Origin of the sequence: Shewanella sp. ALD9 (assembly GCF_002836315.1) — a bacterium.
Taxonomy (GTDB): domain Bacteria; phylum Pseudomonadota; class Gammaproteobacteria; order Enterobacterales; family Shewanellaceae; genus Shewanella.
In genome coordinates this window covers 13,278-37,190 of the sequence record NZ_PJCD01000005.1, presented here as the reverse complement: position 1 = coordinate 37,190, position 23,913 = coordinate 13,278, and the positions used below count along the sequence as shown (strand labels likewise).

18 protein-coding genes are annotated in these 23,913 nt (G+C 41.8%); 7 read left to right on the top strand and 11 right to left on the bottom strand.

Features of this window, described 5'->3' with window-relative positions; translation table 11 throughout:
• The first annotated feature begins 12 nt into the window (after positions 1 to 12).
• From glmU to glmS, 3 genes are all read left to right on the top strand, one after another.
• Positions 13 to 1,377, top strand: coding sequence for a bifunctional UDP-N-acetylglucosamine diphosphorylase/glucosamine-1-phosphate N-acetyltransferase GlmU (gene glmU, locus CXF88_RS13465; protein ID WP_101087344.1), 1,365 nt, complete (start codon positions 13 to 15; stop codon positions 1,375 to 1,377).
• Positions 1,378 to 1,531: 154 nt separating this feature from the next.
• Positions 1,532 to 2,302 carry a DeoR family transcriptional regulator gene (locus tag CXF88_RS13460; protein ID WP_101087343.1) on the top strand — a complete coding sequence of 257 codons (771 nt, stop codon included), beginning with the start codon at positions 1,532 to 1,534 and terminating at the stop codon, positions 2,300 to 2,302.
• A 37-nt stretch (positions 2,303 to 2,339) separates the two neighbouring features.
• Positions 2,340 to 4,169, top strand: coding sequence for a glutamine--fructose-6-phosphate transaminase (isomerizing) (gene glmS / locus CXF88_RS13455; RefSeq protein WP_101087342.1), 1,830 nt, complete (start codon positions 2,340 to 2,342; stop codon positions 4,167 to 4,169).
• A 404-nt stretch (positions 4,170 to 4,573) separates the two neighbouring features.
• Here the strand turns inward: glmS and CXF88_RS13450 are convergent, their stop codons facing one another.
• Complete coding sequence (locus tag CXF88_RS13450; protein ID WP_101087341.1) at positions 4,574 to 5,071, bottom strand: fasciclin domain-containing protein; 498 nt, start codon at positions 5,069 to 5,071, stop codon at positions 4,574 to 4,576.
• Between the two features lie 209 nt (positions 5,072 to 5,280).
• Here CXF88_RS13450 and CXF88_RS13445 point away from each other — a divergent pair, with 209 nt between their 5' ends.
• Positions 5,281 to 5,526 (top strand): DUF805 domain-containing protein, encoded by a 246-nt coding sequence (locus CXF88_RS13445; RefSeq protein ID WP_242445163.1) that lies wholly within the window; start codon positions 5,281 to 5,283, stop codon positions 5,524 to 5,526.
• A 165-nt stretch (positions 5,527 to 5,691) separates the two neighbouring features.
• On the opposite strand, the gene CXF88_RS13440 is transcribed toward CXF88_RS13445, so the two are convergent.
• Together CXF88_RS13440 and CXF88_RS13435 are read right to left on the bottom strand one after the other, a co-directional pair.
• Entirely contained in the window at positions 5,692 to 6,885 is a 1,194-nt protein-coding gene (locus CXF88_RS13440; RefSeq protein ID WP_101087339.1) for a class I SAM-dependent methyltransferase, read from the bottom strand.
• 499 nt (positions 6,886 to 7,384) lie between these two features.
• A complete protein-coding gene (locus tag CXF88_RS13435; RefSeq protein ID WP_101087338.1) occupies positions 7,385 to 8,050 on the bottom strand; it encodes a methyltransferase domain-containing protein in 666 nt (221 codons plus the stop codon).
• A gap of 548 nt (positions 8,051 to 8,598) precedes the next feature.
• Here CXF88_RS13435 and CXF88_RS13430 point away from each other — a divergent pair.
• From CXF88_RS13430 to CXF88_RS13420, 3 genes are all read left to right on the top strand, one after another.
• The gene (locus tag CXF88_RS13430; RefSeq protein ID WP_101087337.1) at positions 8,599 to 9,774 is read left to right on the top strand and encodes a porin; all 1,176 of its coding nucleotides are present in this window, start codon (positions 8,599 to 8,601) and stop codon (positions 9,772 to 9,774) included.
• Positions 9,775 to 9,888: 114 nt separating this feature from the next.
• A complete protein-coding gene (locus tag CXF88_RS13425; protein WP_101087336.1) occupies positions 9,889 to 10,419 on the top strand; it encodes an FMN-binding protein in 531 nt (176 codons plus the stop codon).
• On the top strand, positions 10,377 to 11,219 hold the full coding sequence (locus CXF88_RS13420) for a PepSY-associated TM helix domain-containing protein (protein WP_347400440.1): 843 nt from the start codon (positions 10,377 to 10,379) through the stop codon (positions 11,217 to 11,219). The genes CXF88_RS13425 and CXF88_RS13420 overlap by 43 nt, the downstream gene beginning before the upstream one ends.
• An 18-nt stretch (positions 11,220 to 11,237) precedes the next feature.
• On the opposite strand, the gene CXF88_RS13415 is transcribed toward CXF88_RS13420, so the two are convergent.
• The 8 genes from CXF88_RS13415 to CXF88_RS13380 all read right to left on the bottom strand — a co-directional run bounded on the left by CXF88_RS13415 (position 11,238) and on the right by CXF88_RS13380 (position 23,792).
• Positions 11,238 to 12,839 (bottom strand): methyl-accepting chemotaxis protein, encoded by a 1,602-nt coding sequence (locus CXF88_RS13415; RefSeq protein WP_101087334.1) that lies wholly within the window; start codon positions 12,837 to 12,839, stop codon positions 11,238 to 11,240.
• A 214-nt stretch (positions 12,840 to 13,053) separates the two neighbouring features.
• Positions 13,054 to 14,505, bottom strand: a complete 1,452-nt coding sequence (locus CXF88_RS13410; protein ID WP_101087333.1) for an SLC5 family protein — start codon at positions 14,503 to 14,505, stop codon at positions 13,054 to 13,056.
• A 35-nt stretch (positions 14,506 to 14,540) separates the two neighbouring features.
• On the bottom strand, positions 14,541 to 15,305 hold the full coding sequence (locus CXF88_RS13405) for a SapC family protein (RefSeq protein ID WP_101087332.1): 765 nt from the start codon (positions 15,303 to 15,305) through the stop codon (positions 14,541 to 14,543).
• A 9-nt stretch (positions 15,306 to 15,314) separates the two neighbouring features.
• Positions 15,315 to 16,838: a tryptophan halogenase family protein gene (locus tag CXF88_RS13400; protein ID WP_101087331.1), complete on the bottom strand. Its 1,524-nt coding sequence runs from the start codon at positions 16,836 to 16,838 to the stop codon at positions 15,315 to 15,317.
• A 130-nt stretch (positions 16,839 to 16,968) separates the two neighbouring features.
• Entirely contained in the window at positions 16,969 to 19,734 is a 2,766-nt protein-coding gene (locus CXF88_RS13395; RefSeq protein WP_101087330.1) for a TonB-dependent receptor, read from the bottom strand.
• 369 nt (positions 19,735 to 20,103) lie between these two features.
• Positions 20,104 to 21,468, bottom strand: coding sequence for an acetylhydrolase (locus CXF88_RS13390; protein WP_101087329.1), 1,365 nt, complete (start codon positions 21,466 to 21,468; stop codon positions 20,104 to 20,106).
• 124 nt (positions 21,469 to 21,592) lie between these two features.
• Positions 21,593 to 22,747, bottom strand: coding sequence for a galactokinase (gene galK / locus CXF88_RS13385; protein WP_101087328.1), 1,155 nt, complete (start codon positions 22,745 to 22,747; stop codon positions 21,593 to 21,595).
• Positions 22,740 to 23,792 (bottom strand): UDP-glucose--hexose-1-phosphate uridylyltransferase, encoded by a 1,053-nt coding sequence (locus CXF88_RS13380; protein WP_101087327.1) that lies wholly within the window; start codon positions 23,790 to 23,792, stop codon positions 22,740 to 22,742. The genes galK and CXF88_RS13380 overlap by 8 nt, the downstream gene beginning before the upstream one ends.
• Positions 23,793 to 23,913: the final 121 nt, after the last annotated feature.

The window sequence follows — 23,913 nt, the reverse complement described above, 5'->3', positions numbered from 1 at the left end:
AAGGAATGCTCAATGTCGTTAAATGTTGTGATCTTAGCTGCAGGAAAAGGAACTCGGATGCGCTCAGATCTGCCTAAAGTGCTGCATCCCATTGCCCATAAAAGTATGGTGCAACACGTTATTGATACTGCCAATTCATTAGGCTCATCGGCTATTCAATTAGTATATGGCTATGGTGCAGATAAATTACAAGCGGCTTTAGGTGAGCAAGCATTAAATTGGGTATTGCAAGCAGAACAACTAGGTACTGGCCATGCCGTTGCCCAAGCTAATCCAAATATTAACGACGACGACACGGTATTAATTCTTTATGGTGATGTGCCGCTAATTCAACAATCGACCTTAGAAGCTTTATTGGCTGTTCGTCCTACTAATGGTCTTGCTATTTTGACTGTCAATTTACCTAACCCTACCGGTTATGGTCGTATCGTTCGTGAACAGGGTAAAGTAGTCGGAATTATTGAACAAAAAGATGCTAACGCTGAGCAGTTAGCTATTAACGAAGTGAACACCGGCATTATGGCGGTACCAGGTAAGCAGTTAAAAGCATGGTTAAATCGTTTATCTAATAATAATGCTCAAGGCGAATACTATTTAACTGACATTATCGCCATGGCTAATGCCGATGGTGTTGAAATTACTACCTCACAACCACAATCAGCTATTGAAGTTGAAGGTGCTAATAACCGCGTACAACTTGCGCAGTTAGAGCGAGCTTACCAAGCTCGAGCTGCTGAAAAAATGATGCTTGAAGGCGCTAATTTACGCGACCCTGCCCGTATTGATATTCGCGGTAACGTGACTGTTGGTATGGATGTGATGATTGATGTTAACGTTATTTTTCAAGGTCAAGTGACCTTAGGTAATAACGTCACAATTGGTGCTGGTGCTATTTTGATTGATTGCGACATTGCCGATAATGCCGAAATTAAACCTTATACTATCGTTGAAGGCGCTAAGCTTGGACAAGCTGCGAGCGCAGGACCTTTTGCTCGCTTACGCCCAGGGGCAGAGCTTAAAGAAGATGCTCATATAGGCAACTTTGTTGAAATTAAAAAGAGTGTATTAGGTAAAGGTTCAAAAGCAGGCCACTTGGCTTATTTAGGCGATGCACAAATTGGCGCAGGCGTTAATATCGGTGCTGGTACGATTACCTGTAACTATGACGGTGCCAATAAGTTTATTACTACTATTGAGGATGGTGTATTCGTCGGTAGTGATACCCAGTTAGTTGCGCCTGTTACCATAGGCAAAAATGCCACGTTAGGTGCCGGCTCAACTATAACCAAAGATGTTGCTGAAAATGAACTGGTGATTACACGCGTTAAACAGCGTCATATTACCGGTTGGCAACGTCCAGTTAAAATAAAAAAATAAGCTTTAATATTCTAAAATCTAAAAGCCTCTGCATATGTCAGAGGCTTTTTTTGTACTTTTATTTCAATTTTTGAGCGATAAGATCTAGATAAAGTTTCATTTGGTGCTAAAATATCTTTCGTTTCGAAACTTATATGAAAGATAGTTAATTTAAATGACTAAACGTAACACCCAGCAACGTCGCCATTCGATTATTAAATTGGTTAATGAACAAGGCGAAGTCAGTGTCGATGAGCTAGCAAATCTATTTGCCACTTCAGAAGTCACTATTCGCAAAGACTTAGCCATGCTTGAAACTCATGGGCTATTGTTACGACGTTATGGTGGGGCGGTGCCTGTACCTCAAGAAATGACTCAAATTACCAATGAAAAACTGTCTTTAAACAAGCAAGCTATTGCAGCTAAAGCCGCTGAGCTTATTCGTGATCATAACCGAATTATTATTGACAGCGGCAGTACGACTTCAGGTCTTGTGCAACAGCTAAATGACAAGCGCGGCTTGGTGGTGATGACTAATTCATTGCAATTGGCAAACGCCATTCATGAACTTGAAAATGAGCCGACATTATTGATGACCGGTGGCACCTGGGACCCTCACTCAGAGTCTTTTCAGGGCCAAGTGGCAGAGCAAGTATTACGTTCATATAACTTTGACCAACTTTTTATCGGTGCCGACGGCATCGATCTCGATCGTGGCACCACCACATTTAACGAACTAACCGGCTTAAGTAAAGTAATGGCTGAAATGTCTCGTGAAGTCGTGGTGTTATTAGAGTCGACTAAAATTGGCCGACGGATCCCTAATCTAGAATTACCTTGGGATGTGGTTAATGTCTTAGTTACCGACGACAACATCACCCAAGAAGCCGTTAACACTATTTCAGCGCATGGCGTCAGAGTCATACTCGCGCCATACACTAAGTAAAAAAAATTAAATTGAAACAGTAAAGGAAACAACAAACATGTGTGGAATCGTAGGCGCAGTGGCGCAAAGGGATGTTGCAGAAATTTTAGTAGAAGGCTTACGTCGTCTAGAATACCGTGGTTATGACTCAGCTGGCATTGCTGTTATCCATCAAGGTGAGTTAAGCCGTACTCGCCGCGTTGGTAAAGTACAAGAGTTGTCGTCCGCACTTGATGCCGCACCGTTAAGCGGCGGCACCGGTATTGCCCATACTCGTTGGGCAACTCATGGTGAGCCAAGCGAACGCAATGCACACCCACATTTATCTGAAGGTGATATTGCCGTTGTTCATAACGGTATTATTGAAAATCACGGTAAATTGCGCCAGATGTTAAAAGGTTTAGGTTATGTATTTTCATCAGACACCGATACCGAAGTTATTTGTCACCTTGTTCATCATGAACTAAAGACAGCAGCGACATTATTAGTGGCAGTGCAAGCGACAGTAAAACAGCTTGAAGGTGCCTATGGTACAGTTGTTATCGACCGTCGTGATAGCGAACGTATGGTTGTTGCCCGTAGCGGAAGCCCATTAGTGATTGGTTACGGCTTAGGTGAAAACTTTGTTGCCTCAGATCAATTAGCATTACTACCTGTAACACGTTCATTTGCCTTTTTAGAAGAAGGTGACGTTGCTGAAATTACGCGTCGTGAAGTTAACATTTTTGACGTTAATGGCAATGCCGTTCAGCGCGAAATGAAAGAATCGGAAGTGACTCATGATGCCGGTGACAAAGGTGAATACCGTCACTACATGCTGAAAGAGATTTACGAGCAACCAACCGCCATTGCACATACTCTAGAAGGTCGTATTGCGGGGGGTAAGGTTTTAGATTCAGCTTTTGGTGAAAATGCTGCTGAATTTTTAAAAGACATTAAACACGTGCAAATTATTGCCTGCGGTACCAGTTATCATGCAGGTATGGCCGCGCGTTACTGGTTAGAAGATTGGGCTGGCGTATCATGTAATGTCGAAATTGCATCTGAGTTCCGCTACCGCAAATCGCACCTGTTCCCAAATAGCTTGTTAGTGACTATTTCACAGTCTGGTGAAACAGCTGATACGTTAGCGGCAATGCGCCTAGCAAAAGAAATGGGCTACAAAGCCACCTTAACTATTTGTAACTCAGCTGGTTCATCGTTAGTACGTGAATCTGACATGGCTTACATGATGAAAGCTGGCGTAGAAATTGGTGTTGCATCAACTAAAGCCTTTACCGTTCAACTAGCTGGCTTGTTAATGTTAACAACGGTTATTGGCCGTCATAATGGCATGTCTAGCGACATGGAAGCGGCTATTACTCAAAGCTTGTTATCAATGCCAGCTAAAGTGGAACAAGCGCTTGGCTTAAATGATGCAATTGCAGAATTAGCAGAAGACTTTGCCGACAAGCAACATGCATTATTCTTAGGTCGTGGTGATCAATACCCAATCGCGATGGAAGGTGCATTAAAGCTAAAAGAGATTTCATATATTCACGCCGAAGCTTATGCATCTGGTGAGTTAAAGCACGGTCCATTAGCTTTGATTGATGCCGATATGCCAGTTATCGTGGTTGCGCCAAACAATGAATTACTCGAAAAGCTTAAATCAAACGTTGAAGAAGTGCGTGCTCGTGGCGGACTAATGTATGTGTTTGCCGATGTTGATGCTGAGTTTGAATCAGACGACACCATGAAAGTTATCCAGGTACCACATTGTGATCAGTTCATGGCACCGTTAATTTACACTATTCCATTACAGTTATTGTCATATCATGTGGCATTAATTAAAGGTACTGATGTAGACCAACCACGAAATTTGGCTAAATCAGTTACAGTTGAATAAGGTTTTGATTTAATTGTTAATTTTAATAAAAACGGTTTCTTAGGAAGCCGTTTTTATTGGGTGAAATAATATTATAGCGTAATGGGATAATTGACCATTAATAGTCTGGTTGTTAAATCTGTCTATTTCGATAGGGGCATTTTATTCCCGACGAAGATTACCGCCGCCCCAGTTTAAAATGGGGTTTAGCTAATTAAAGATACTATTGGAGTCGTTGAAGGCTATTGAGGATTGTTTAAATATGGTTATTAAGCTGTCTTGGCAGCCAGTTAACTAATTCATAAGTAAGGTATTATCAGTTACTCTTGTGTGCTGGCTTAAATCGTTCAGCACAACAGAATCGGGGGCGTGGAATGTATCCTATGCCCCCGACAGTAATTAATTGCTTAGTAATTGCTTAGTAATTAGTTAGGTAGTAGCACTGTGTCAATCACGTGGATGACGCCGTTGCTAGCGTTAACATCTGTCATGATAACTTTTGCATTGTTTACCATCACATTACCGTCTTTTACTTCAATGGTAACTGTTTGTCCTTCAACTGTTGTTGCGCTATCTAGCTTAACTACATCAGCAGCTAACACTTTGCCAGCTACAACATGATAAGTTAATACCGCGACAAGCTTATCTTTGTTCTCTGGTTTTAGTAGCATTTCTACAGTGCCTTCAGGCAACTTTGCAAATGCATCATCTGTTGGTGCAAATACCGTAAATGGACCTTCACCTTTCAGCGTTTCAACAAGTCCTGCCGCTTTAACTGCAGCTACGAGAGTGGTAAACGAGCCATTTTCAACCGCTACATCAACAATGTCTTTTTTCATACCATGATGTTCGGCATAAGAAACAGATGAGAACGCTAAACTAGCCACTACAAGAGTCAGTATCGTAGATATTTTCTTTAACATTTTATCTTCCTTTTAGGTGTGTACCATTTTGAGTTCAGCATTAGTTACGCAGTAGTTAATCAACTAGATCAATTTTGTTTCAATGAACTTGTGAGATGACGTTGTGTGCACTTAGGGGGTCAATATCACTAAAATAAGTCTAATTGCATAAAGCTGACAGGAAGATATAACGATGGTGATATTTATCATGGATTTTTTTACGGGTCGACATTCTGAATATTGTCTTAGCTGTACTTGGTTTAGATACCATTTCAGCGATAGTGAGTCTTGCGCTATTAGTTCCAAGTCTTAGTATTGCAGCTAGAAGGTTACATGACACTGGCCGCTCTGGCTGGTGGCAATTAATACAATTAATCCCAATTATTGGTTTAATTGTTCTGATTGTTTTCTTAGCTCAAGACAGCCATGATGTAAATGATTACGGTGTTAACCTTAAGTTGGGTGTTCCAACATAAAACCGATCAAGATATCGTGAGGCGGCTAATACTCATGTTGACTTAAACGCGTTTTGATTGCGTGACTGATATTATCGGCATAAGACTTCGTAGAGCTTACAGTGATTTTACCCAACAAAAAGGGAACAGATACTGTTCCCTTTTTGATTTGGTCAAACTTAGCTATTACCAAACACGAGCGACGAGTCCTTTCAGGTAATAACCTTCAGGGAATGCGCTGCTAATTGGGTGATCGCTGGCTTGGTGCATGCGTTCAATAAATTGCACTTCACGCTTAGCATCAAGTGCGGCATCGGCAACCACTTTTTGGAATAGGTCTGACTGCATTAAGCCTGAACACGAGAACGTCAGTAATATTCCACCTGGATTAAGTAATTGCATAGCAATCATATTGATGTCTTTATAACCGCGACATGCGCCATCGAGTTGCGACTTATTGTCGGCAAACTTAGGCGGGTCTAAAACAATAACATCAAAGGTTTTACCTTCATCTCGGTACTGGCGTAGTAATTTGAATACGTCAGCTTCGTTATAGCTTACATGGTCATCATTAAGGTTATTAATGGCCATATTATCGCGAGCAGTTTGTAGGGCTAAGGTTGATACATCGACGTTTTCAATACTCGCAGCGCCTGCTTTGGCGGCATATAAGCCAAAAGTACCGGTGTAACAGAAACAGTTAAGTACTGACTTACCTTTGACGAAACGAGCCGCCATAGCACGGTTGTCACGCTGATCCAGATAGAAACCTGTTTTATGACCTTTAACAACATCGACGGCAATCTTAATACCGTTTTCTTCGATGATGACGGGCATAGCAGGTAACTCCCCGTGTAGTAATCCTACAACCGGAGTCAGGCCTTCTTTCTTTCTAGAGTCGACATCTGAGCGCTCATAGACAGCGCAGTCCGGATATTGAAGAACCAGTTGCTCAACGATAGTGTCGCGCCATTTTTCAGCACCAGTGCTTAACAGTTGGCAAACCAATACGTTGGCATAACGGTCTATGGTAATACCGGGTAAACCGTCCGATTCAGCGGCGATTAAGCGATAACCCGTTAGACCTTGTTCGCGAATCAAATCATCACGTCCTGCTTGGGCTCTTTTTATGCGTCGGGCGAAGAAGTCGGCATCGATAGTTTCGTCTTTGTCGAAAGTCCATATCCGCACTTGGATTTGAGATTCTGGCGACCAGGCACCGCGTCCGAGCCAATGCCCGTCGTGCGCCACTACTTCAACAGTGTCACCAGCTTGCGGTTTTCCGCCATTGACGTTGTGAATTCCATTGGAAAATATCCAAGGGTGGCGACGCTCTAATGAACGTTCGCGGCCAGGTTTAAGTTTAATTCTGATAGCCATGGTATTGCCTAATGTAAAGTATAAAAGGGGTAAAAAGAGTTATCGCGCATCTAATAACGATGCCATATAAGCCTAATCGAAATTGAATATAGGCTTGGGGTAATGCCTCAATAATTGAGTGCATTAGCCAGGGGGCGACAAAATGGGATCATAGCCTGTTTTGAGCCTAAAAACCTGACAAATAATTAAATGGTTGGCTTAGTATGGTGTGGTTAATGTCTATTCTGGCGGTTGAGTCGGTAATTATTGCTTATTCCATCCAGCATTAAAGGTATTTTGTTGCGTTATAGCGAGGTTAAACGGTGCTGGTGGTTGATGCACAATCAAATATGCCTACAGACTTGTGATGATGTTTTTAGATCGAGTGATTAACGTGATGCTTTTGCTAACCGTCAAACACAACGCCACAAGCATTCGGTAGCAATTATACCAAGCGTTGCTGAATCGCAGTATTTGAACACACTGATTACTCGTACTCGATAATGGCAATAATACTTGATTAGGTAACGATATTACCACGTGAAAAAACCAGAATGTAGCCTTTAAAGGGTAGAGCTAAATAGTCGGTGTGTATTGGTTTAAAATGGCTGCTGATGAAACCGAACTCAGCTAATTTTACACTGAGTTTATTCTTTCTACCTCTACCGGGGTCTACAATGATGACGTCACATTTTTTACTGGCATGGTTTTTAATAAAATAAGCCAATAACTGCACATGCTCATCTTCATAGAGTAAATCGCTGCCAATGATGACGTCAAAAAGTCCCAGCTTACTGGTGTCATTGGCCCAATCTACTTGCTCAAAAGCAATGTTTTTACCATTGTTGAGTTTTGTATTTCGGTTAAGGAACTGCTCAACTTCTGGGTGATAGTCGGTTGCGGTAATATCGGCATGTTTTTCGTTGAGGAGTAAGCTTGATAATGCGATTCCACAGCCTATTTCTAGAATTCTTTTACCTTCGGTTTTGTAATCCAACATATAGTTTGCCAGCACTAAGCTTGATGGCCATACAATGCCAAAAATAGGCCAGCTTGCAGAGGATATTCCGAGTTTTTCAGCAACACCTGTAGGGTCATAAAATTCTTGATTATTACGTAAGGTGCATAGATGAACATCTATGTCACCAAATTCAACGGTTTGGTAGCTTAAGCGAAGAGCTGTCATTGCGCCGTCTCAAAAATTGAGCGCTCAGCCAGCTATCGAGGACAAATAAATGACAAAACGAAGAGGTTTTAGTTAGGTTATAGCAGTTCGTTAGAAAGGCAATGTATTTAACTAACTGTTAGGTTTTGTTAGACTTAGATCTTTGTTAAAAGTATTATAGTATTGTATTTTTACCTGCTCGATGGAACTCAGTTGGATTAATGTTCTGTGCAGATATTAACTCATCTATAACTGATAATGTCGGCGCGAAAAGTTGGTTTTTACTCACTCCGGCACCAGATTAGCACCTCTATTTGTATTTCAATAAAACCCCGTTTCTACCAATTTATAACATCATTCTGGCCCGTCATCAGTGTTAACTCTTTTTATCAATATTTGTATCTGTTGTGACATTTCACTGTTATTTGTGATTGTTAATAATGTGACATGCGTATCACAAACTTAATGATAATGGTTTGCATTAACATGTTCGTTATGTATAATTCACGAAAATTTACATTGGTTTACACAACACAGTAGTTGTTTACATTGTCTAATCGGGATGAGATATGAAAAAAACGTTAATTGCTGCAACACTATTTAGTCTTTTGGCTAGCAATCAAGCTATGGCTTCTGACGAAACGACTGAACTACGTCAGATTATTGAGCAGCAGCAGAAAGTGCTTAAAGATCTTGAAAAGCGTCTTGAGCAAACTGAAAAGCGTGTAGAAACTACTGCAGATGTAGTAGAAGCGAGCGCATCAAGTAAGTCGGCTACCACTATTGGTGGTTATGGTGAATTACACTATAACAATATTAGCAATAACCAAACCGGTACCGACAAAAAAGAATTCGATTTTCACCGTTTTGTATTGTTTGTGGGTCATGAGTTTAACAGCACCACTCGTTTTTTCTCTGAACTAGAAGTTGAGCACTCAATTGCCGGTGAGAGTCAAAATGGCGAAGTTGAGCTAGAGCAAGCTTATATCGAGCACGATTTTAATGAGATGCTTACCGCTAAAGCAGGTTTATTCTTAATGCCAGTAGGTATTATCAACGAAACTCACGAACCAACGGTATTTTACGGTGTTGAGCGTAACCCGGTAGAAAAAGATATTATTCCTGCGACATGGTGGGAAGGTGGTTTAAACCTTAATATTAAAGCCGCTCCAGGTTTAGCTTTTGACACTGCAGTGACTTCTGGTTTGTATTTGGACGAAAGCTCAGGCTATAAAATCCGTAACGGTCGTCAAAAAGTATCTGAAGCGAAAGGCGAAGATTTAGCTTATACCGGCCGCGTAAAATATACTGCAGTACCGGGTTTAGAATTAGCTGCCACGGTTCAGTATCAGTCTGACTTAACTCAGGGGACTGCTGGTGTTGATAGCGCTTCTGCTACATTGTTAACAGCACACGCTATTTACAGCATTGAAAATTTCACTGTTAAGGCATTATTCGCCCAGTGGGATATTGATGGTAAAGAAGCTGAAGCATTAGGTCGCGATAAGCAAAATGGTTTCTATATTGAGCCTTCTTACCGCATTAATGAACAGTTTGGTGTGTTTGCTCGTTATAACGAGTGGGACAACAATGCGGGTGATAGTGCCGATACTAAGAAAAAACAAACCAACGTGGGTGTTAACTACTGGTTACACGAAAACGTAGTGTTTAAAGCTGATTACGAAAACATTGGTGGCGCTGCAGATTCAGACGGTTTCAACCTAGGTGTTGGTTACCAGTTCTAATTGCTGAGCATTCAGTAAAAGCACGCATCGATGAAACAGATTATCGGTAAAATTTTGGGTGCCAACAGTGTATATTGTCGGCACCCTTATTTTTGTTCTTGGCTAAGGATTGATATGCAGGCAATATTACGATCATATTTGATGTTATTTATGATGGGGTTAGCTGTTTATTTTTCGGCATTTAGCGCTGTAGCAACACAGTATCAGTCAAATGACGCCTTTATTAGCCAAGCATTTAATGGCAATGCTGGCGAGTCTAAAGTGTTGTGGTTAGATGATGATCTCAAACAAGCCGTAGAAGCTATTTTAGCCCATCGTTTTAATAAAATGCGTATGCGTTACTGGCTACACAATGATGAAACCGTTTGGATAATGGACGAAATAGGCAAGGAATCGCCGATTACGGTGGCTATTCATATTAAAGACCATCAAATTATGCGGACTAAAGTGCTAATTTATCGTGAAAGTCGCGGTGACGAGGTTCGTCATGATTTTTTTACAGACCAATTTAAGCTGGCCAAGTTAGATGACCAACATCAGCTTGATAAGCATATAGACGGGATTACTGGTGCAACATTATCAGTAAGAGCGTTAACTAAGTTATCGCGCATTGCATTGTTACTTCATGCGCATGTGGTGCAATAAACCACGTTTCAATTCTAGCGGATCATTTCAAGCAGGTTAGTGTGACAAAAACATCTCGACGTAACCGTTTTAGACTTAAGATTTTGCGAGCCCTTCGTCCTTGGCACCGTCGCTTAGGATTAGCGAGTGCGTTATTTATCTTATTGTTAGTGCTGACTGGCGTAGCGATAAATCACAGTGATGATTTTGGTTTAGACCAAGCACCGGTTACCCAGTCGTGGTTGCTTGATTATTATGGTATTGCTCCTCCTTCTCATGTTGCTCAGTTTGGTGTTGCACCTACTGCATTATATATTACCGATAATCTATTGTGGCAAAACCAACATATGATTTTAGAGTCCAATGCGACCTTAATTAGTGCCAGCTATGTCGGTAACATGCTGGTGGCCATAGATGCACAGCAACTGTATTTATTTAATGATCTTGGTCAGTTACAAGAAACTCAAAATGCCAGCACTGGACTTCCGTCTGGTTTGTTAGCGCTAGCGATTGTTGATGGCCGGGTGTGGTTAAATACTGAAAATGGTGTATTTCAAGCAGATGAGCAACTCATCGATTGGCAAGCTATTGCGCCGTTAACAGTACCTGTTTGGCTGAGTGAAAGTAAATTTGTGGATAAAGAGGTTGTTAATCTTGCGCGCAGCGCTAACTTACATTGGCAACGCGTAATGCTAGATCTGCATAGTGGTCGCTTATTTGGATCATTAACGGTTTGGCTGTGGGACTTATTCGCGCTAGCATTACTAATGGTATCTCTCAGCGGCTTTTGGATTTGGTTAAAACAAAAACCACCGAGATAATCTATTCAATTACCATTTTTAGCGTTCAAACTGATCGACTGTGTCGGTTAGCTTATCGGCTAAATTACTCAACTTATTACCTGCCTCGCTAATTTGATGATTCCCCTCAGATACAGATTCACCTAATAGCGTAAAGTCTTGTACTTTAAGCTTAACGGTATGAGCCTGCTGCTGTGATGCTTGTGCTAGCATGGCTGATTCTTGGCTTACTGTGGCAAGAGACAAAATAAGTTGGCGGCTCTGTTCAAGTGTTACTACTAACTGATTTGCTAATGATACTGAGTGTTGTGCTTTTTGTTGGTTGGATGCCATATTGTCGACCGCAGATTGAATTGAATCAACGATATTAGCGAGCATTTTATTTATTTCTACAGTTGAATTATGTGTGCGTAAGGCTAACGTTCTAACCTCATCTGCAACTACCGCAAAACCTCTTCCTGTTTCACCGGCTCTAGCCGCTTCAATAGCTGCGTTCAATGACAATAAATTAGTTTGTGAGGCGATATCGGCAATGGTTTTTACCACGGTAGCCACTTGTTTACCTGAATTTTGCAGTGTGAGTAGCATGCTGGCAGTCGTTTCAATGTCTTGAGCTAATACGCTAATGCTGTCAGCTGTTTGTTTAACTTCTTTTTGCCCTTCAACCATGCTCTGCGCACCCTGTTGAGCAGAATCTGATGCACTTTGTGAATGTTCGACACTTTGCTCCATTTGCTGCTCAAGTTGCGACATCACATCTACTAAACTCACAATAGTGTGTTGAAGCTCATCCACAGAGGCTGATGATTTACCTGTTGTGTTACTTAACTGGGCAACGGTTTGGCTAATACTGGCGATGGCGTCATGTACTTCATTCATTCCTAAACGGAATACGTTAATTAAGCCATTAACACTGGTGGCCACATTACTAATTTCAACAATGCATTCATCAGACAGTTTGGCTTTTAAATTACGATTTTGCGCAATGCGGGTGAGGTCGTTTGACAGTTGCTGTATAGGAGTGGCTATTTGTTTTTGTGCTGCTAAGTAGGCCCCAACAGCAACAACCAACATGAGTCCAACTAATACAAAAATGAGCATAGTATTGTAGCCAAGTTCGCTTTGAATGTTCATTGCATTTTGGTTGGCTTGAGTCGAAATTTCTTCGGCGAGAATGTCTAGACGATCTTTTAGATCGTTAGCACTATCATTTAATGTACCTAAATGATTGCGGGCATTGTCCCAATCTACCGATGATTTACTCATGGTGTTTTCAAGTGCCGATAACGCCGCGTTAAGCGCGTCAATTTGCGGCATTAATTGGGTAGATGTTACGGTATTTAATTGTTGATACTGCTCGTTAAGACTTTTTTCTAGTTGAACTTTATTCTGGTTAAACTCTGTAACGTCGATGGTTGTACCGTATAAAGAATAACCCATTAATACCAGTTCTTTGGCAAGACTTTGTACCCGTGTAATGCTGTTAAGCGCAGGTAATGTGCCATCGACAAACCCGCCAACTTCTTGTTTTACGGTTTGGTTGCTGTTATTGAGTAAAACCGCCGCCACTAGAGTCATGAATAAAATAGCTGCATAGCCTAGTAGAATACGAGCTTTGATAGTATTAAAAGCGTTAAACATGGGTTAATACCTTAATCGGGTCATTTTTTGATCTCAGTGTAACTAAGACCGGAGACAAGAGAAGTTATATTCATTTTTTTCTAATGCTAATCATATCGGCACAGTACTAATATTCTTGATTAGTAAGGCCTAAATTATCATTAATTTAGATTTTTAGGGTAAAAAAAAAGAGCGAACATTTTGTCAATGTTCGCTCCGGTATCGATGTTACCTACTAAGCCGTTTCTATCTCGTCGCCTTTGGCAAATTGAATCGTGTTGCCAAACACAAAGCGGTTTGAGACTAACGCAAAGGTGATGCAGGCGGCTAATGTGACTGGCATTAAGTGAATGTAGTGCCAGCTTGAATAGAATGGGGAAAATTCAAATGTTAGTGAGGCATATAGCATTACTCCAAATATAACCGCACCGATCCCCGCTCTGGCATCTATATTTTTAAACACTAAGCCTACAATAAATATCGACAGAATAGGCATGCTGAGTAAACCATTTAACTGTTGTAATAAGTTGATGATACTTTCGGCTTGTTGATAAATAGGCACTAATGCAAGAGTTAAAATACTGAGTAATAATGTAACCCAACCGCTTAAGCGCACCACGTTAGGGTCTTTTTTAATATAGGCTTCGTGAATGTCACACACATACAGCGCCGTCGCTGAGTTTAGTAAACTGTTGTATGTCGATAATACTGCCGCAGCCATTGCGGCGGCAAATACACCCGTTAACCACGTTGGCATGAGGTCACCTACAATTCGCCCGTATGCAGCATCACCAATATCACCATACAGTTTGTATGAAACAATCCCAGGAATAACCACGATAGCCGGTACGATTAGAATACGAATACCTGCTGCAGCAAATACGCCTTTTTGAGCTTCTTTTAGTGTGGGTGCGGCCATGGCACGTTGAGTAATGGTTTGGTTGGTACCCCAATAGAACATTTGGATGAAAATCATTCCGGTTAGTAGGGTGTGCCAAGGTAAAGGCGAATCATCACCACCAATGAAGGTGAGTCGTTCTACCGGAATATCAGATAAGTCATAATTAATCGCATTTAGGGCTAGATACACCACAAAAATGGCCATGCCCAGTAATAATACTCCAGAGTAGGTGTCTGATACGGCTACCGCGCGTAACCCTCCGAAGAAAGCATAAACTGCGCCTAGTGTCGCAAATGCAACAGCAATATACATAAGTGGAATGTCGACATTAAACATGGTCTGCATAAACAGAGAGCCTGAATAAATCACTGCTGGCATGTAGATAAAAGCATTACCTAAAAAGAATATAGACCCAATAACGGCTCGTATATGCTTGTTATTGTATCTTTTTTCCAACAACTCAGTTGTGGTGGTACAGTTATACTTGTAATAAACGGGTAAGAATAATTTAGCCAGAATAATCAGGCCAATCACAGCAGAGAACTCCCACCATGCTAGCAGTGCCATTTGGTTACCGTTCATGCCCACCAGCTGATCAGTACTTAAATTTGTTAGGGTGATAGACCCTGCCACAAACACCCAACTTAAGCCGCCCCCAGCGAGAAAATATTCTTTATTTTGTGTGCTTTGTTGACGGTTGCTGCCACGACATTTTATGTACGTTAATAACCCAATCATTGCCGTTACAATGGTAAATACGGATATTTGAATAATATTTTCAGACATTATTGTTCCCTTTCCCAAGTTTTTATTGGGTATTGTTATGCCGCAGCTGAATTTTTACTGACTTCTAATTTGATGCTTTTTATTGGGTTCAAGCCTGGGGTTTTATTGTGCTTTTTGATCAGCGCATTGAGTTGAAATAATGACATTAGCATGGCTTGTAATGGCGCAAGATAACCTTTCTGGTGTAGCTCAAAGAGTGCTTCTTGGCTGAGGGCTTGTAGTTTGTCTTCATCAATAGTGAATAAACCCGACAAACTAGGTGTTGAGCCATCTTGATGCTGGATTAAAATACTAATTGGGCGTAGCAGGCCAAGTTGGCTAATATGCTGATTAAATGCTTGGGTCTGGAGATCATTGTTAATGTCAGATTCAAGCAAAGCTTTTACTCTAGATAAATGCAGCGATGCTTTGCCGTTGGTTTCAAAAATGGCTTGTCCTGTTGTGGCAGAAAACACCCCATGTTGTTCGTCAATACCAATGGTGTAACGTTGTGGGTCGTCAGGTGACATCATCAAAAAAAATGGAAAAGTTTGCATGTTAGTTGGCGTGTGTAGCGCGGTCCACTTACCTTGTTCGACAAATAGGTTGCTACCTTGCTCGAAGCTAGTAAATGCCGTTAATACCCATTGACCATTGTTACCATCACGGACATAAACAATTGGCATACTGCAAGCCGTTTGGCTGACTTCAGATACCCGCAGGTTCATGATGTTTTGTTGATGAGCAAATTGGATGGCGCTGTCGTTTGCTAATCGTAAGTTTTGGTGCTGTTGAGGCGTTAATTCTGTTAGTTTTTTCATATTTTTATTCTATTGTTGAGAATGAGTTAACCATTGTTCAATGAAGTCTCGATGAGGCGGCAATGTATTGAGCATCTGCTGCGTAAGCTGAACATTACGGTTAAGTATCTGAGTGGCTTGGGCCTGTTGTTGGTATAAGTGCGCATGTTGAGAATAGTCAGGGCTGAAACCCATACCATAAAGTACATATTGATAACTAGCGGCTGGAAATAACTCATTTGGGCCATTGAAGTCTTTGCTGGTGGGGCCTCGATAAGCCCAAATGCTTAAGTCTTCTTGTAAGCTCTGTGGAATAGAGTCGGGATGACAATGTGCTTGCCAATAGGGTTCGGGTCTTTTCGTCAGCATGTAATGTAGTTTTAAAAAATCAACAATACGTCCCCAGCGATATTCCATTTGTTGGTTAAACCGTTTGGCCGTTAATGCCATGATGGTATCGTTAACCGGTAGGTTGTCGGCAATGTAGCGTGCAGATATTTCGACTAGCATAATCGCAGTGGCTTCTAGTGGCTCAACAAATCCTGCTGCCATGCCAACAGCAACACAATTTTTTTGCCAATAGCGTTCACGATGACCACTTTGATAGCTGATTTTTTTTACGCTTAAACCTTCGGCTTGGGGGCCAATATAACGGCGTAAATTGGCTTCAGCCTGTTCGTCGGTCATATAACGGCTTGAATACACATGACCGACACCGCGGCGATGTGTTAAGCCAATATCCCAAATCCAACCTGAGTCCTGCGCTGTGGCGATGGTGTGCGATGCAATCGGGCTATGCTGATCTGTATAGGGCACTTGCATTGCAATGGCGCGGTCGTTAAATAGCACATGATCCAGTTTAACAAACGGCACATTAAGTGTTTTACCCAGTAATAAAGATGCAAAACCGCTGCAATCGATAAATAAATCACCGTCAATTGAACCTTGGTCAGCAAGTGAAATATGGCTGATGTTACCTTGGCTATCGACATGGGCTTGTTCTACTGTTCCGATGACATGCTCTACTGCTAGCTTGGCTTTACAATGCTGTTTTAATAAGTCGGCAAAGGCGCCAGCATCAAGATGGTAAGCATAATTGCAGCTGCCTTGATATTCGCCTTCTGCCATGCTGCGAGGAGCAAGGCCTGACTCACAAATAGCATGTTGGAAGTTGGTGTGTTTGGCATAGTCTTTGATGTTGTCGATATAAGGTGCTAAGTCGATACGACCATAACCTAATGGAACCGTAAATGGATGGTAGTAAAAGTCGCCATTTCCATGGACCCAGTTAACAAACTTGCCGCCTTGTTTAAACGTTGCGTGACAAGCCTTAAAGACTTCGCTTTCGCTTAAACCTATTTGTTGTAAGGTATTTTTCATGGTTGGCCAAGTGCCTTCACCAACACCGACCGTGGGAATGTCTGATGATTCCACTAAAATAATTGTTAAGTCATTACCTGTCTGGCTTTTATGATGCGATGCAATGATAGCTGCGGTTAACCAACCCGCTGTACCTCCACCCACAATGATTATTTTTTTAACTGCTTTTGCCATTGGGTTAACATCCTATTTGCAATGAAATGTGCTTAATTACCGGCGTAGTTAAACACTATCACAAGGTGTGTTTTATATATCATAAACAAAAAAGACAGGTGCTAAGCACCTGTCTTTTATTACTTATAATTTAAAACTTGCCTCTAACGCCTAGAGAATAGCGCGATCCGTTATCTTCAACCGAATAAATTTGGTTGGCGAAACGACCTGTTTGAACGAGCTCTTCTTCAGTGATGTTAATGCCTTCAACAAACACCGATACATGTTCAGTGATGTCATAGCTGGCGCTAATATCCCACTGGCCAAACGTTTCGGTATTGATTGGTTCACCATTAAAACCATTGTCTAGCTGACGTAAGAAGCCTTCGCGGTTGTTAAATGCAACACGGGCTTGGAAGTTATCTTGCTCATAGAACACGATTAGGTTTTGTGAATTACCTAAACCTTCAAGTGCGAAACTTTGAGTGCTGTTAGCATCTACTGTCACATTGCTATCAACCACAGTCGCGTTGGCGGTAACACCAAAGCCGTTGTCGAAGATATGAGTTAAGGCAACTTCATAACCAGTAATACGTGCTGATTCACCGTTACGAGGGCGGGTTACAGTGTACTGTTCTGACTGACCATTTAACTCTTCTGTTGTGCCAACAACTGGGTCAGAACATAAGTCTGAGTTAGCCGTGCTACAGTTAAAGTCTGGGCCAGTTCGGTCAGTCATTTGGTAAGTTTCATCACCCGTTAACGTCACGATAAAGTCGTCAACTTCTTTACTGAAAAATGCAAAGCTGAAGATGCTGGCGTCATCGTAATACCACTCGTAAGAGATATCCCAGTTTTCAGAACGGAACGGTTCAAGTGATGGATTACCACCGCTAGCTGTTAAGTTCTGACGACGTGGCTCGTTAAAGTTAGTCGCTGGAGATAGCTGTGACATGGTTGGACGGGTTAACGAGTCATACATGGCAAAACGTAGCACCATGTCGTCTTGTAGGTCTAACTTCACGTTTACGCTTGGCAACAAGTTTGAGTAAGTTGTGCCTTGAGTAATATTTGTCGCTGGACCGTATATGTTTTGGAACAATGTCGCATCACTGGTCGGTACTACGTCAGAAATATAACTCTGTACGGCACTGACTTCTACATCAGTCGTTGAGTAACGAGCCCCTAAATCAACCGTTAATGGCATATCACCTACGTCATACACAAACGTGAAGTTCATGTATAAGCTGCTGACATCTTCATTAATGGTATAGCGATTGTTTTGCAGTGTTGGGGTGATTGGATAACCTTCAGCGGCTAAATAATCGACCATAGCATCACCATCATAGGTGTAGAAGGTGTCGATTAAACCAGAGAAATAGTTATTCGCAGTATAGGGTCTGAAGTTAATGGCTTCATTGGGTGCAGGAGTACCATAACCACAGAATTGACACTGACTACCAAAAATCTGGTAACTGGATTTTTCACGCTCTTGACGGTATAGACCAAATTTCGCTTTCGTGAACACCAATGAATCAGGTGAATATTCGAAATCAGCTTTAAACTCAGTAATTTCATCTTCGTCAGTAAATTGATTACCTTTTTCGTTATAATGTAAACGAGAAAGGCCGGCATCAGGTAAGTTGCCATTTTCAAAACCACCATGGATAACGGTAGGGGTTCCACCCGTGCCATCAAATTCATAGCTGTTGGTCATACCGACAACGTTGAAACGGTCGCGGCCAGCACGATCGTTTTCAGCATTTGAGTTTGAAACATCAAAGTTAGCTTTTAATTGGTCTGTAATATCCCATTTAACATTTAAGCCGACACCGCTGTTTGTCACGTCGCGAGAGTTGCGAGTGTGCGACACAAAGTCAGTTGCTGGGTCGCCACTGCCTTGATGTAAACCCACATCTTGGCTAAAGGTTAATAAGGTGCCTGTTGCAGGGTCGATAGAGGCATTGCCAACGCGGTCTGGCTCAAACCATGATGCTAAATCGGTAACTTCAGAATCCACTTCAAATTTTGAAATAAAACCATCCAAGGTAATGCTGACGTCGTCAGACGGAGCATACTGGAATACTAAGCTACCGTTAGTACGAGTTCGGTCCTGTTGATCAACGATTTGGTCCCAGTTACGTGGAATATAAGCATTGGTAAACAACACGCCATCACGTGAATTGGAAATAGTTTGACCACCACGCCAACCGGCGGTGTTGATTTGGTTAATTTGAACTTGGCGCTCTTGATGGCTTACGGCAAGTAATACACCCATAGTTTCATCATTGAAGGTGTTACTGATCAAACCTGAGATAGAAGGTGAAATTTCTTCTGAAAGACTTTCATACATTCCTTTCACAGAACCGACAAGTTGGAAGCCTGAATAATCAAACGGACGCGCGGTAGTGACGTCGACCGTACCGCCTATACCACCTTCTTGCATGCTGGCACTGCTGGTTTTATAGACGTTAGCACCCGTAATTTGGTCAGCGGCTAAGATGTCGAAATTAAACTCACGACCAGCGCTATCTGTCGCTAATTGACGACCGTTAACCAATACTGTATTGAATTGTGGGCCAAAGCCACGAACCGTTACTGCCTGACCTTCACCACCACTTCGGTCAATCGATACACCAGTAATACGTTGTAATGATTCGGCTACGTTTAAATCTGGAAACTTACCTAAATCTTCGGCTGAAATACCATCCGACACAACCGAAGCAGATTTCTTATCGGCCATTGAATTTTTTAAACTGCTGCGTATCCCCTTTACAGCAATAACTTCTATTGTTTGTTCATTAGCTTGAGTTTCTGCTTCTGCTGCAGAGACGCCGTTAACACTTCCTAATGCCCCAGCAATGGCAAGTGCTATCGTTGTCCTCTTACCAAAAGTTGTGATTCCTTTTGTCGACATTTTTCTTCCCCCAGTTGATGTTGTTGCTTTTTTATAAAATCTTTATTTTTAATTAAAGCTTATTTATCTTATAAATATATTAATTGAGCTTAAATATCAACCTTTTCTTAACCAGTATGGTGTAATTTAATGATGAATTTTTAGACTAATCACTGACATCATGGTGATATACATTGCAATAAATAGTACCAAAACCTAAGGTTGTAAATGAATTTAGTCTTTGTAATTTAAAGATATTGCTGTCATCGCTCAATGTTTATTCAGACAGTAATCAGACTGTATTTTTTGTGTTTATTACACTTTGGTATAGTTCATTTCTTGTAAAAAAAAACAGTCTGATAACAATCAAAACAATTTCAAAATGGTTATTTATTGCGGTGCAGATTTCATATCCCATGACATGCCTGTGGCATAGCGGTGGGCAAAACCTTTCCAGGCTGTCGTTGGATTGCCTTGTTGATCTTGCTCATTAGACTGAGCGCTTAATTGTAGGTATGAACACTTATCTTGTTGATTTTTAACATGGCAATCCATCATAGCTAATGCAAAGTGTTTATTGATGGTATTAAGCTGTGTCGTATTCCAGGCGGGTTCAAAATAGTGGCCTAAATCTATTTCATTTTGGTAAGCCACTTTAGGTGCTGGATGTGGGGCAATATTATGGCGAGCATTATGATAGGTGAGCATATAGGTATGTTCACCGCCAGTTTGCTGGTATAGCGATTGAATGCTTTTATAACCAGAAATATCATCAAGATCGCCAGCAACATACAGTGTTGGGACGGTTATTTTTGCTAATGCTACTGGGTCAAATAGTTGATGATTGCCTCCCCAGGGGGCCATAGCAATCATGGCTTTCCATTTAGGATCTACCGTTACAGGGGCTGTTTGGCCACCAGCACAGGTGTTGAGTAAAGTAATGGCACCATTGATAACATTTTGGTCTTTGCTGCCGGTAAAGGTAGCGGCAGTTTGTGGGTTAAATTGATAACAGCCGCCCACAGTGTTGACCGCACCATAGCCGCCCATTGAATAGCCAATTAAGCCTGATCGTTTCGTGTCGATAATGCGACTGACAAAATTGTCGCTGCCGGTAAAATAATCAAGGGCAAATTGTTGATCACGCGAACGATTTAATAATGTGCTAAAAAAACCGCTAAACGGAGCATTAACCATATCGACATCAGCATTAGTAGAGTCGGTGTGATCCAGTGCCGCAACAATATATCCGTGTGACGCTAGATGCTCAGCTAAGTAAAACATAATGGTGCGATAGCCAGTATAACCATGGGATAACACGATGAGTGGAAATGGCTGATCCGTTAATGAGGCCACTTCTGCGTCACGAGTGGCATTGCCTTGCAGTGAAAATGGTAATCCTAAACGGGTTTCATCATTATAAACGGCATTTAATACTGCCGGTTGGTTTTGCTTGGTCGCGGCAGTTTTGTTACTTGGGTACCACACCTCAATGTTGAGTTTTCGGTCTTCAGCTATTTGGGTTTTGGGATTAAATTGATTTTTATGAATCAAGTTAACAGTTTTAACACCGACTTGATAAAGCCCTGTTTGCGCTAGCTCTGGCAACGCTTCCTTTGGCAGTGTGTTGGGGTAAAGCTGTTCGGCGACTAGAATGGTATTTTTTGTGTCACTGTCTGTTGCGTTTGCGGCAATGGCGCTTGAGTGGGTGCCTAAACATAACAACGCGATAGAAATAAGTGATTTGGTCATCATTAATGCTGTCCTTTTCAGTAATGCATGCTCTTCAGCATGGGCTGTAGTACTTGGTCATTTTTATTATGTAATGTGGGCGGGTCCTCAACCCACATCATTTTTTGTTATCGGCTCATTTACAGAGTTACTGCTGAAACGTTTCTACGGTTAATCCTTTGCCTGCGGTGCAAACATAAATGTCCGCTTGCAAATTAAACTGCGCAAAATAGTGTTGCTCAACCGCTTGCTGAATAGCGGCTACGTCTTCATTACGGCATAAACACACTATCGCGCCGCCAAATCCACCACCGGTCATGCGTACGGCGCCTCTGTCTGCTAAAGCTTGTTGGCAAATTTGCACTAAACCATCGGTGGCAGGTACGGTCACTTCAAAGTCATGCTTTAACGATTGATGTGATGCGGTCATTAAAATGCGCAGTTGTTCGATGTTATTACTGGCTAAGGCTTGGGTTGCGGCAATGACGCGGGCATTTTCGGTGATCACATGGTGAGCTCGGGAGAATTCATTCGCGCTCATTTGTGGCTTAGTTTGCATTAACAACGCTAAGTCAGCATCGCGCAGGGTGGTTAAGCCCATTTTACTGGCGGCTTGCTCGCAGTCGATACGGCGTTGGTTGTATTCGCTGTCGACTAACTTTCTAGGGTAGTTAGAGTTAACAATAACAATCGATAAGTCTGTTGGAATGGTCACCGATTTTGTGTGTAAATTTTGGCAATCGATTAATAACGCTTGGTCTTGTTGACCTTTAGCTGAAATTAACTGGTCCATTATGCCGCACTGGCAATCCATAAAATCATTCTCGGCTTGTTGACCGAATAAGGCGATTTGCTCTTCGGTTAAATTTAGGCCGCAAACATGATTAAACATCCCTGCAATCGCCACTTCTAGTGCCGCCGAAGATGACAAACCACTGCCTTGCGGCACATTACTTTCAATCAATAAATCAACACCTTGTAGCTGGTGGCCAGCACGGTTAAGCACAAATGCAACCGCACGGATGTAGTTGCCCCATTGTGACTGACCAGCACTAATTGGTTGATTAACGTCAAAGCTTTCTTGTTCATTCGGATACATGGTTGATAGTACATTAACCGTGTTGTCATTTCGTATATGGTAAAAAACTTGAGTGCGGAAAGTGAGTGCGCAAGGTAATACGAAACCTTGATTGTAGTCGGTGAATTCACCAATTAAATTAACCCTACCAGGAGCACTAACTACCCCTTGTGGTAATGATGAAAACTGCTGCTGATAGAATGCCTGTAGCGCGTCGTTATTCATTATTGTTTCCTTGAGAGTAATGGATGTCGCTGGCATTTTGTAAAATTTTTGCAGCTGTTTCTGGGCTTAAATCGCGTTGACTTTCGGCGAGCATCTCGTAGCCGACCATGTGTTTTTTTACGGTGGCTGAGCGTAATAGTGGTGGATAAAAATGGCCATGTAAGCGCCAGTGGCTATTGTCGTCAAGTTTGCTTGGTGCACTGTGCCAACCCATTGAGTACGGGAAGCTACAATTAAACACATTGTCGTATCGGGTGGTGAGTATCTTAATCGCTTGGGCTAAAGCAGTTGATTGCACATCGGTTAGCTCACCAAAATGGCGTACATCATCTTTGCATACGAGTAAGGTTTCAAAAGGCCATGCAGCCCAAAATGGTACAACCACAAGCCAGTGGTCATTTTGATAAACAACTCGCTCACCGTCGGCAATTTCATGTTTAACATAATCGCCGAGCAAATTGCCGCCATGATGTTGTTGGTAGTTACGCTGGTTGTCTTCTTCTAATTGTATTTCGGTCGATAAATGATTGTGGGCCCATACTTGTCCGTGGGGATGAGGTTGTGAACACCCCATGACTTCACCTTTGTTTTCAAAAATGTGTACACATGCATACTGAGCAGATAATTCGATGTAGTTCAGTTTCCAGGTATTAACTACATCATTGATCTCAGCCACGGATAATTCTGGTAAGGTTTTATTGTGCTTAGGTGAGAAACAAATCACTCGGCATTCACCCGTAGCCTGCTCTATTTCAAATAATGGATTGTCATGATTGAGCGCGGCGGAATGTTCGGTCACTTGTGACGTTAGTGCGCCAAAGTCGTTAGTAAACACAAAGGTTTTATCATAAGCAGGATTGATACTGTCGTTTGCACGATGATTGCCGGGGCATAAAGGGCATGTGTTATCGTACTCTGGTAAATTCGAAGGGGCATTTTTTTCTGTCGCACCTAACCAAGGACGATTATTTCGATGTGGCGACACTAGCACCCAATTACCTGTTAACGGATTTTTTCGTCTGTGGGTAAATTCAAACTGACTCATGGCAATCCCTTTCATCTATATGTGTCTGGAGCAATAACCAGAAAATGCATATTATTATCTCAATTGTACTGTTGATAAATGCTGCAAATTTAATTTATATGATAAATACTACTATTAAGTA

Excerpts from the sequence above, each read along its gene's own strand:
- glmU (WP_101087344.1), top strand. The coding sequence starts at position 13 with ATGTCGTTAAATGTTGTGATCTTAGCTGCAGGAAAAGGAACTCGGATG.
- CXF88_RS13460 (WP_101087343.1), top strand. The coding sequence starts at position 1,532 with ATGACTAAACGTAACACCCAGCAACGTCGCCATTCGATTATTAAATTG.
- glmS (WP_101087342.1), top strand. The coding sequence starts at position 2,340 with ATGTGTGGAATCGTAGGCGCAGTGGCGCAAAGGGATGTTGCAGAAATT.
- CXF88_RS13450 (WP_101087341.1), bottom strand. The coding sequence starts at position 5,071 with ATGTTAAAGAAAATATCTACGATACTGACTCTTGTAGTGGCTAGTTTA.
- CXF88_RS13440 (WP_101087339.1), bottom strand. The coding sequence starts at position 6,885 with ATGGCTATCAGAATTAAACTTAAACCTGGCCGCGAACGTTCATTAGAG.
- CXF88_RS13435 (WP_101087338.1), bottom strand. The coding sequence starts at position 8,050 with ATGACAGCTCTTCGCTTAAGCTACCAAACCGTTGAATTTGGTGACATA.
- CXF88_RS13430 (WP_101087337.1), top strand. The coding sequence starts at position 8,599 with ATGAAAAAAACGTTAATTGCTGCAACACTATTTAGTCTTTTGGCTAGC.
- CXF88_RS13425 (WP_101087336.1), top strand. The coding sequence starts at position 9,889 with ATGCAGGCAATATTACGATCATATTTGATGTTATTTATGATGGGGTTA.
- CXF88_RS13415 (WP_101087334.1), bottom strand. The coding sequence starts at position 12,839 with ATGTTTAACGCTTTTAATACTATCAAAGCTCGTATTCTACTAGGCTAT.
- CXF88_RS13410 (WP_101087333.1), bottom strand. The coding sequence starts at position 14,505 with ATGTCTGAAAATATTATTCAAATATCCGTATTTACCATTGTAACGGCA.
- CXF88_RS13405 (WP_101087332.1), bottom strand. The coding sequence starts at position 15,305 with ATGAAAAAACTAACAGAATTAACGCCTCAACAGCACCAAAACTTACGA.
- CXF88_RS13400 (WP_101087331.1), bottom strand. The coding sequence starts at position 16,838 with ATGGCAAAAGCAGTTAAAAAAATAATCATTGTGGGTGGAGGTACAGCG.
- CXF88_RS13395 (WP_101087330.1), bottom strand. The coding sequence starts at position 19,734 with ATGTCGACAAAAGGAATCACAACTTTTGGTAAGAGGACAACGATAGCA.
- CXF88_RS13390 (WP_101087329.1), bottom strand. The coding sequence starts at position 21,468 with ATGATGACCAAATCACTTATTTCTATCGCGTTGTTATGTTTAGGCACC.
- galK (WP_101087328.1), bottom strand. The coding sequence starts at position 22,747 with ATGAATAACGACGCGCTACAGGCATTCTATCAGCAGCAGTTTTCATCA.
- CXF88_RS13380 (WP_101087327.1), bottom strand. The coding sequence starts at position 23,792 with ATGAGTCAGTTTGAATTTACCCACAGACGAAAAAATCCGTTAACAGGT.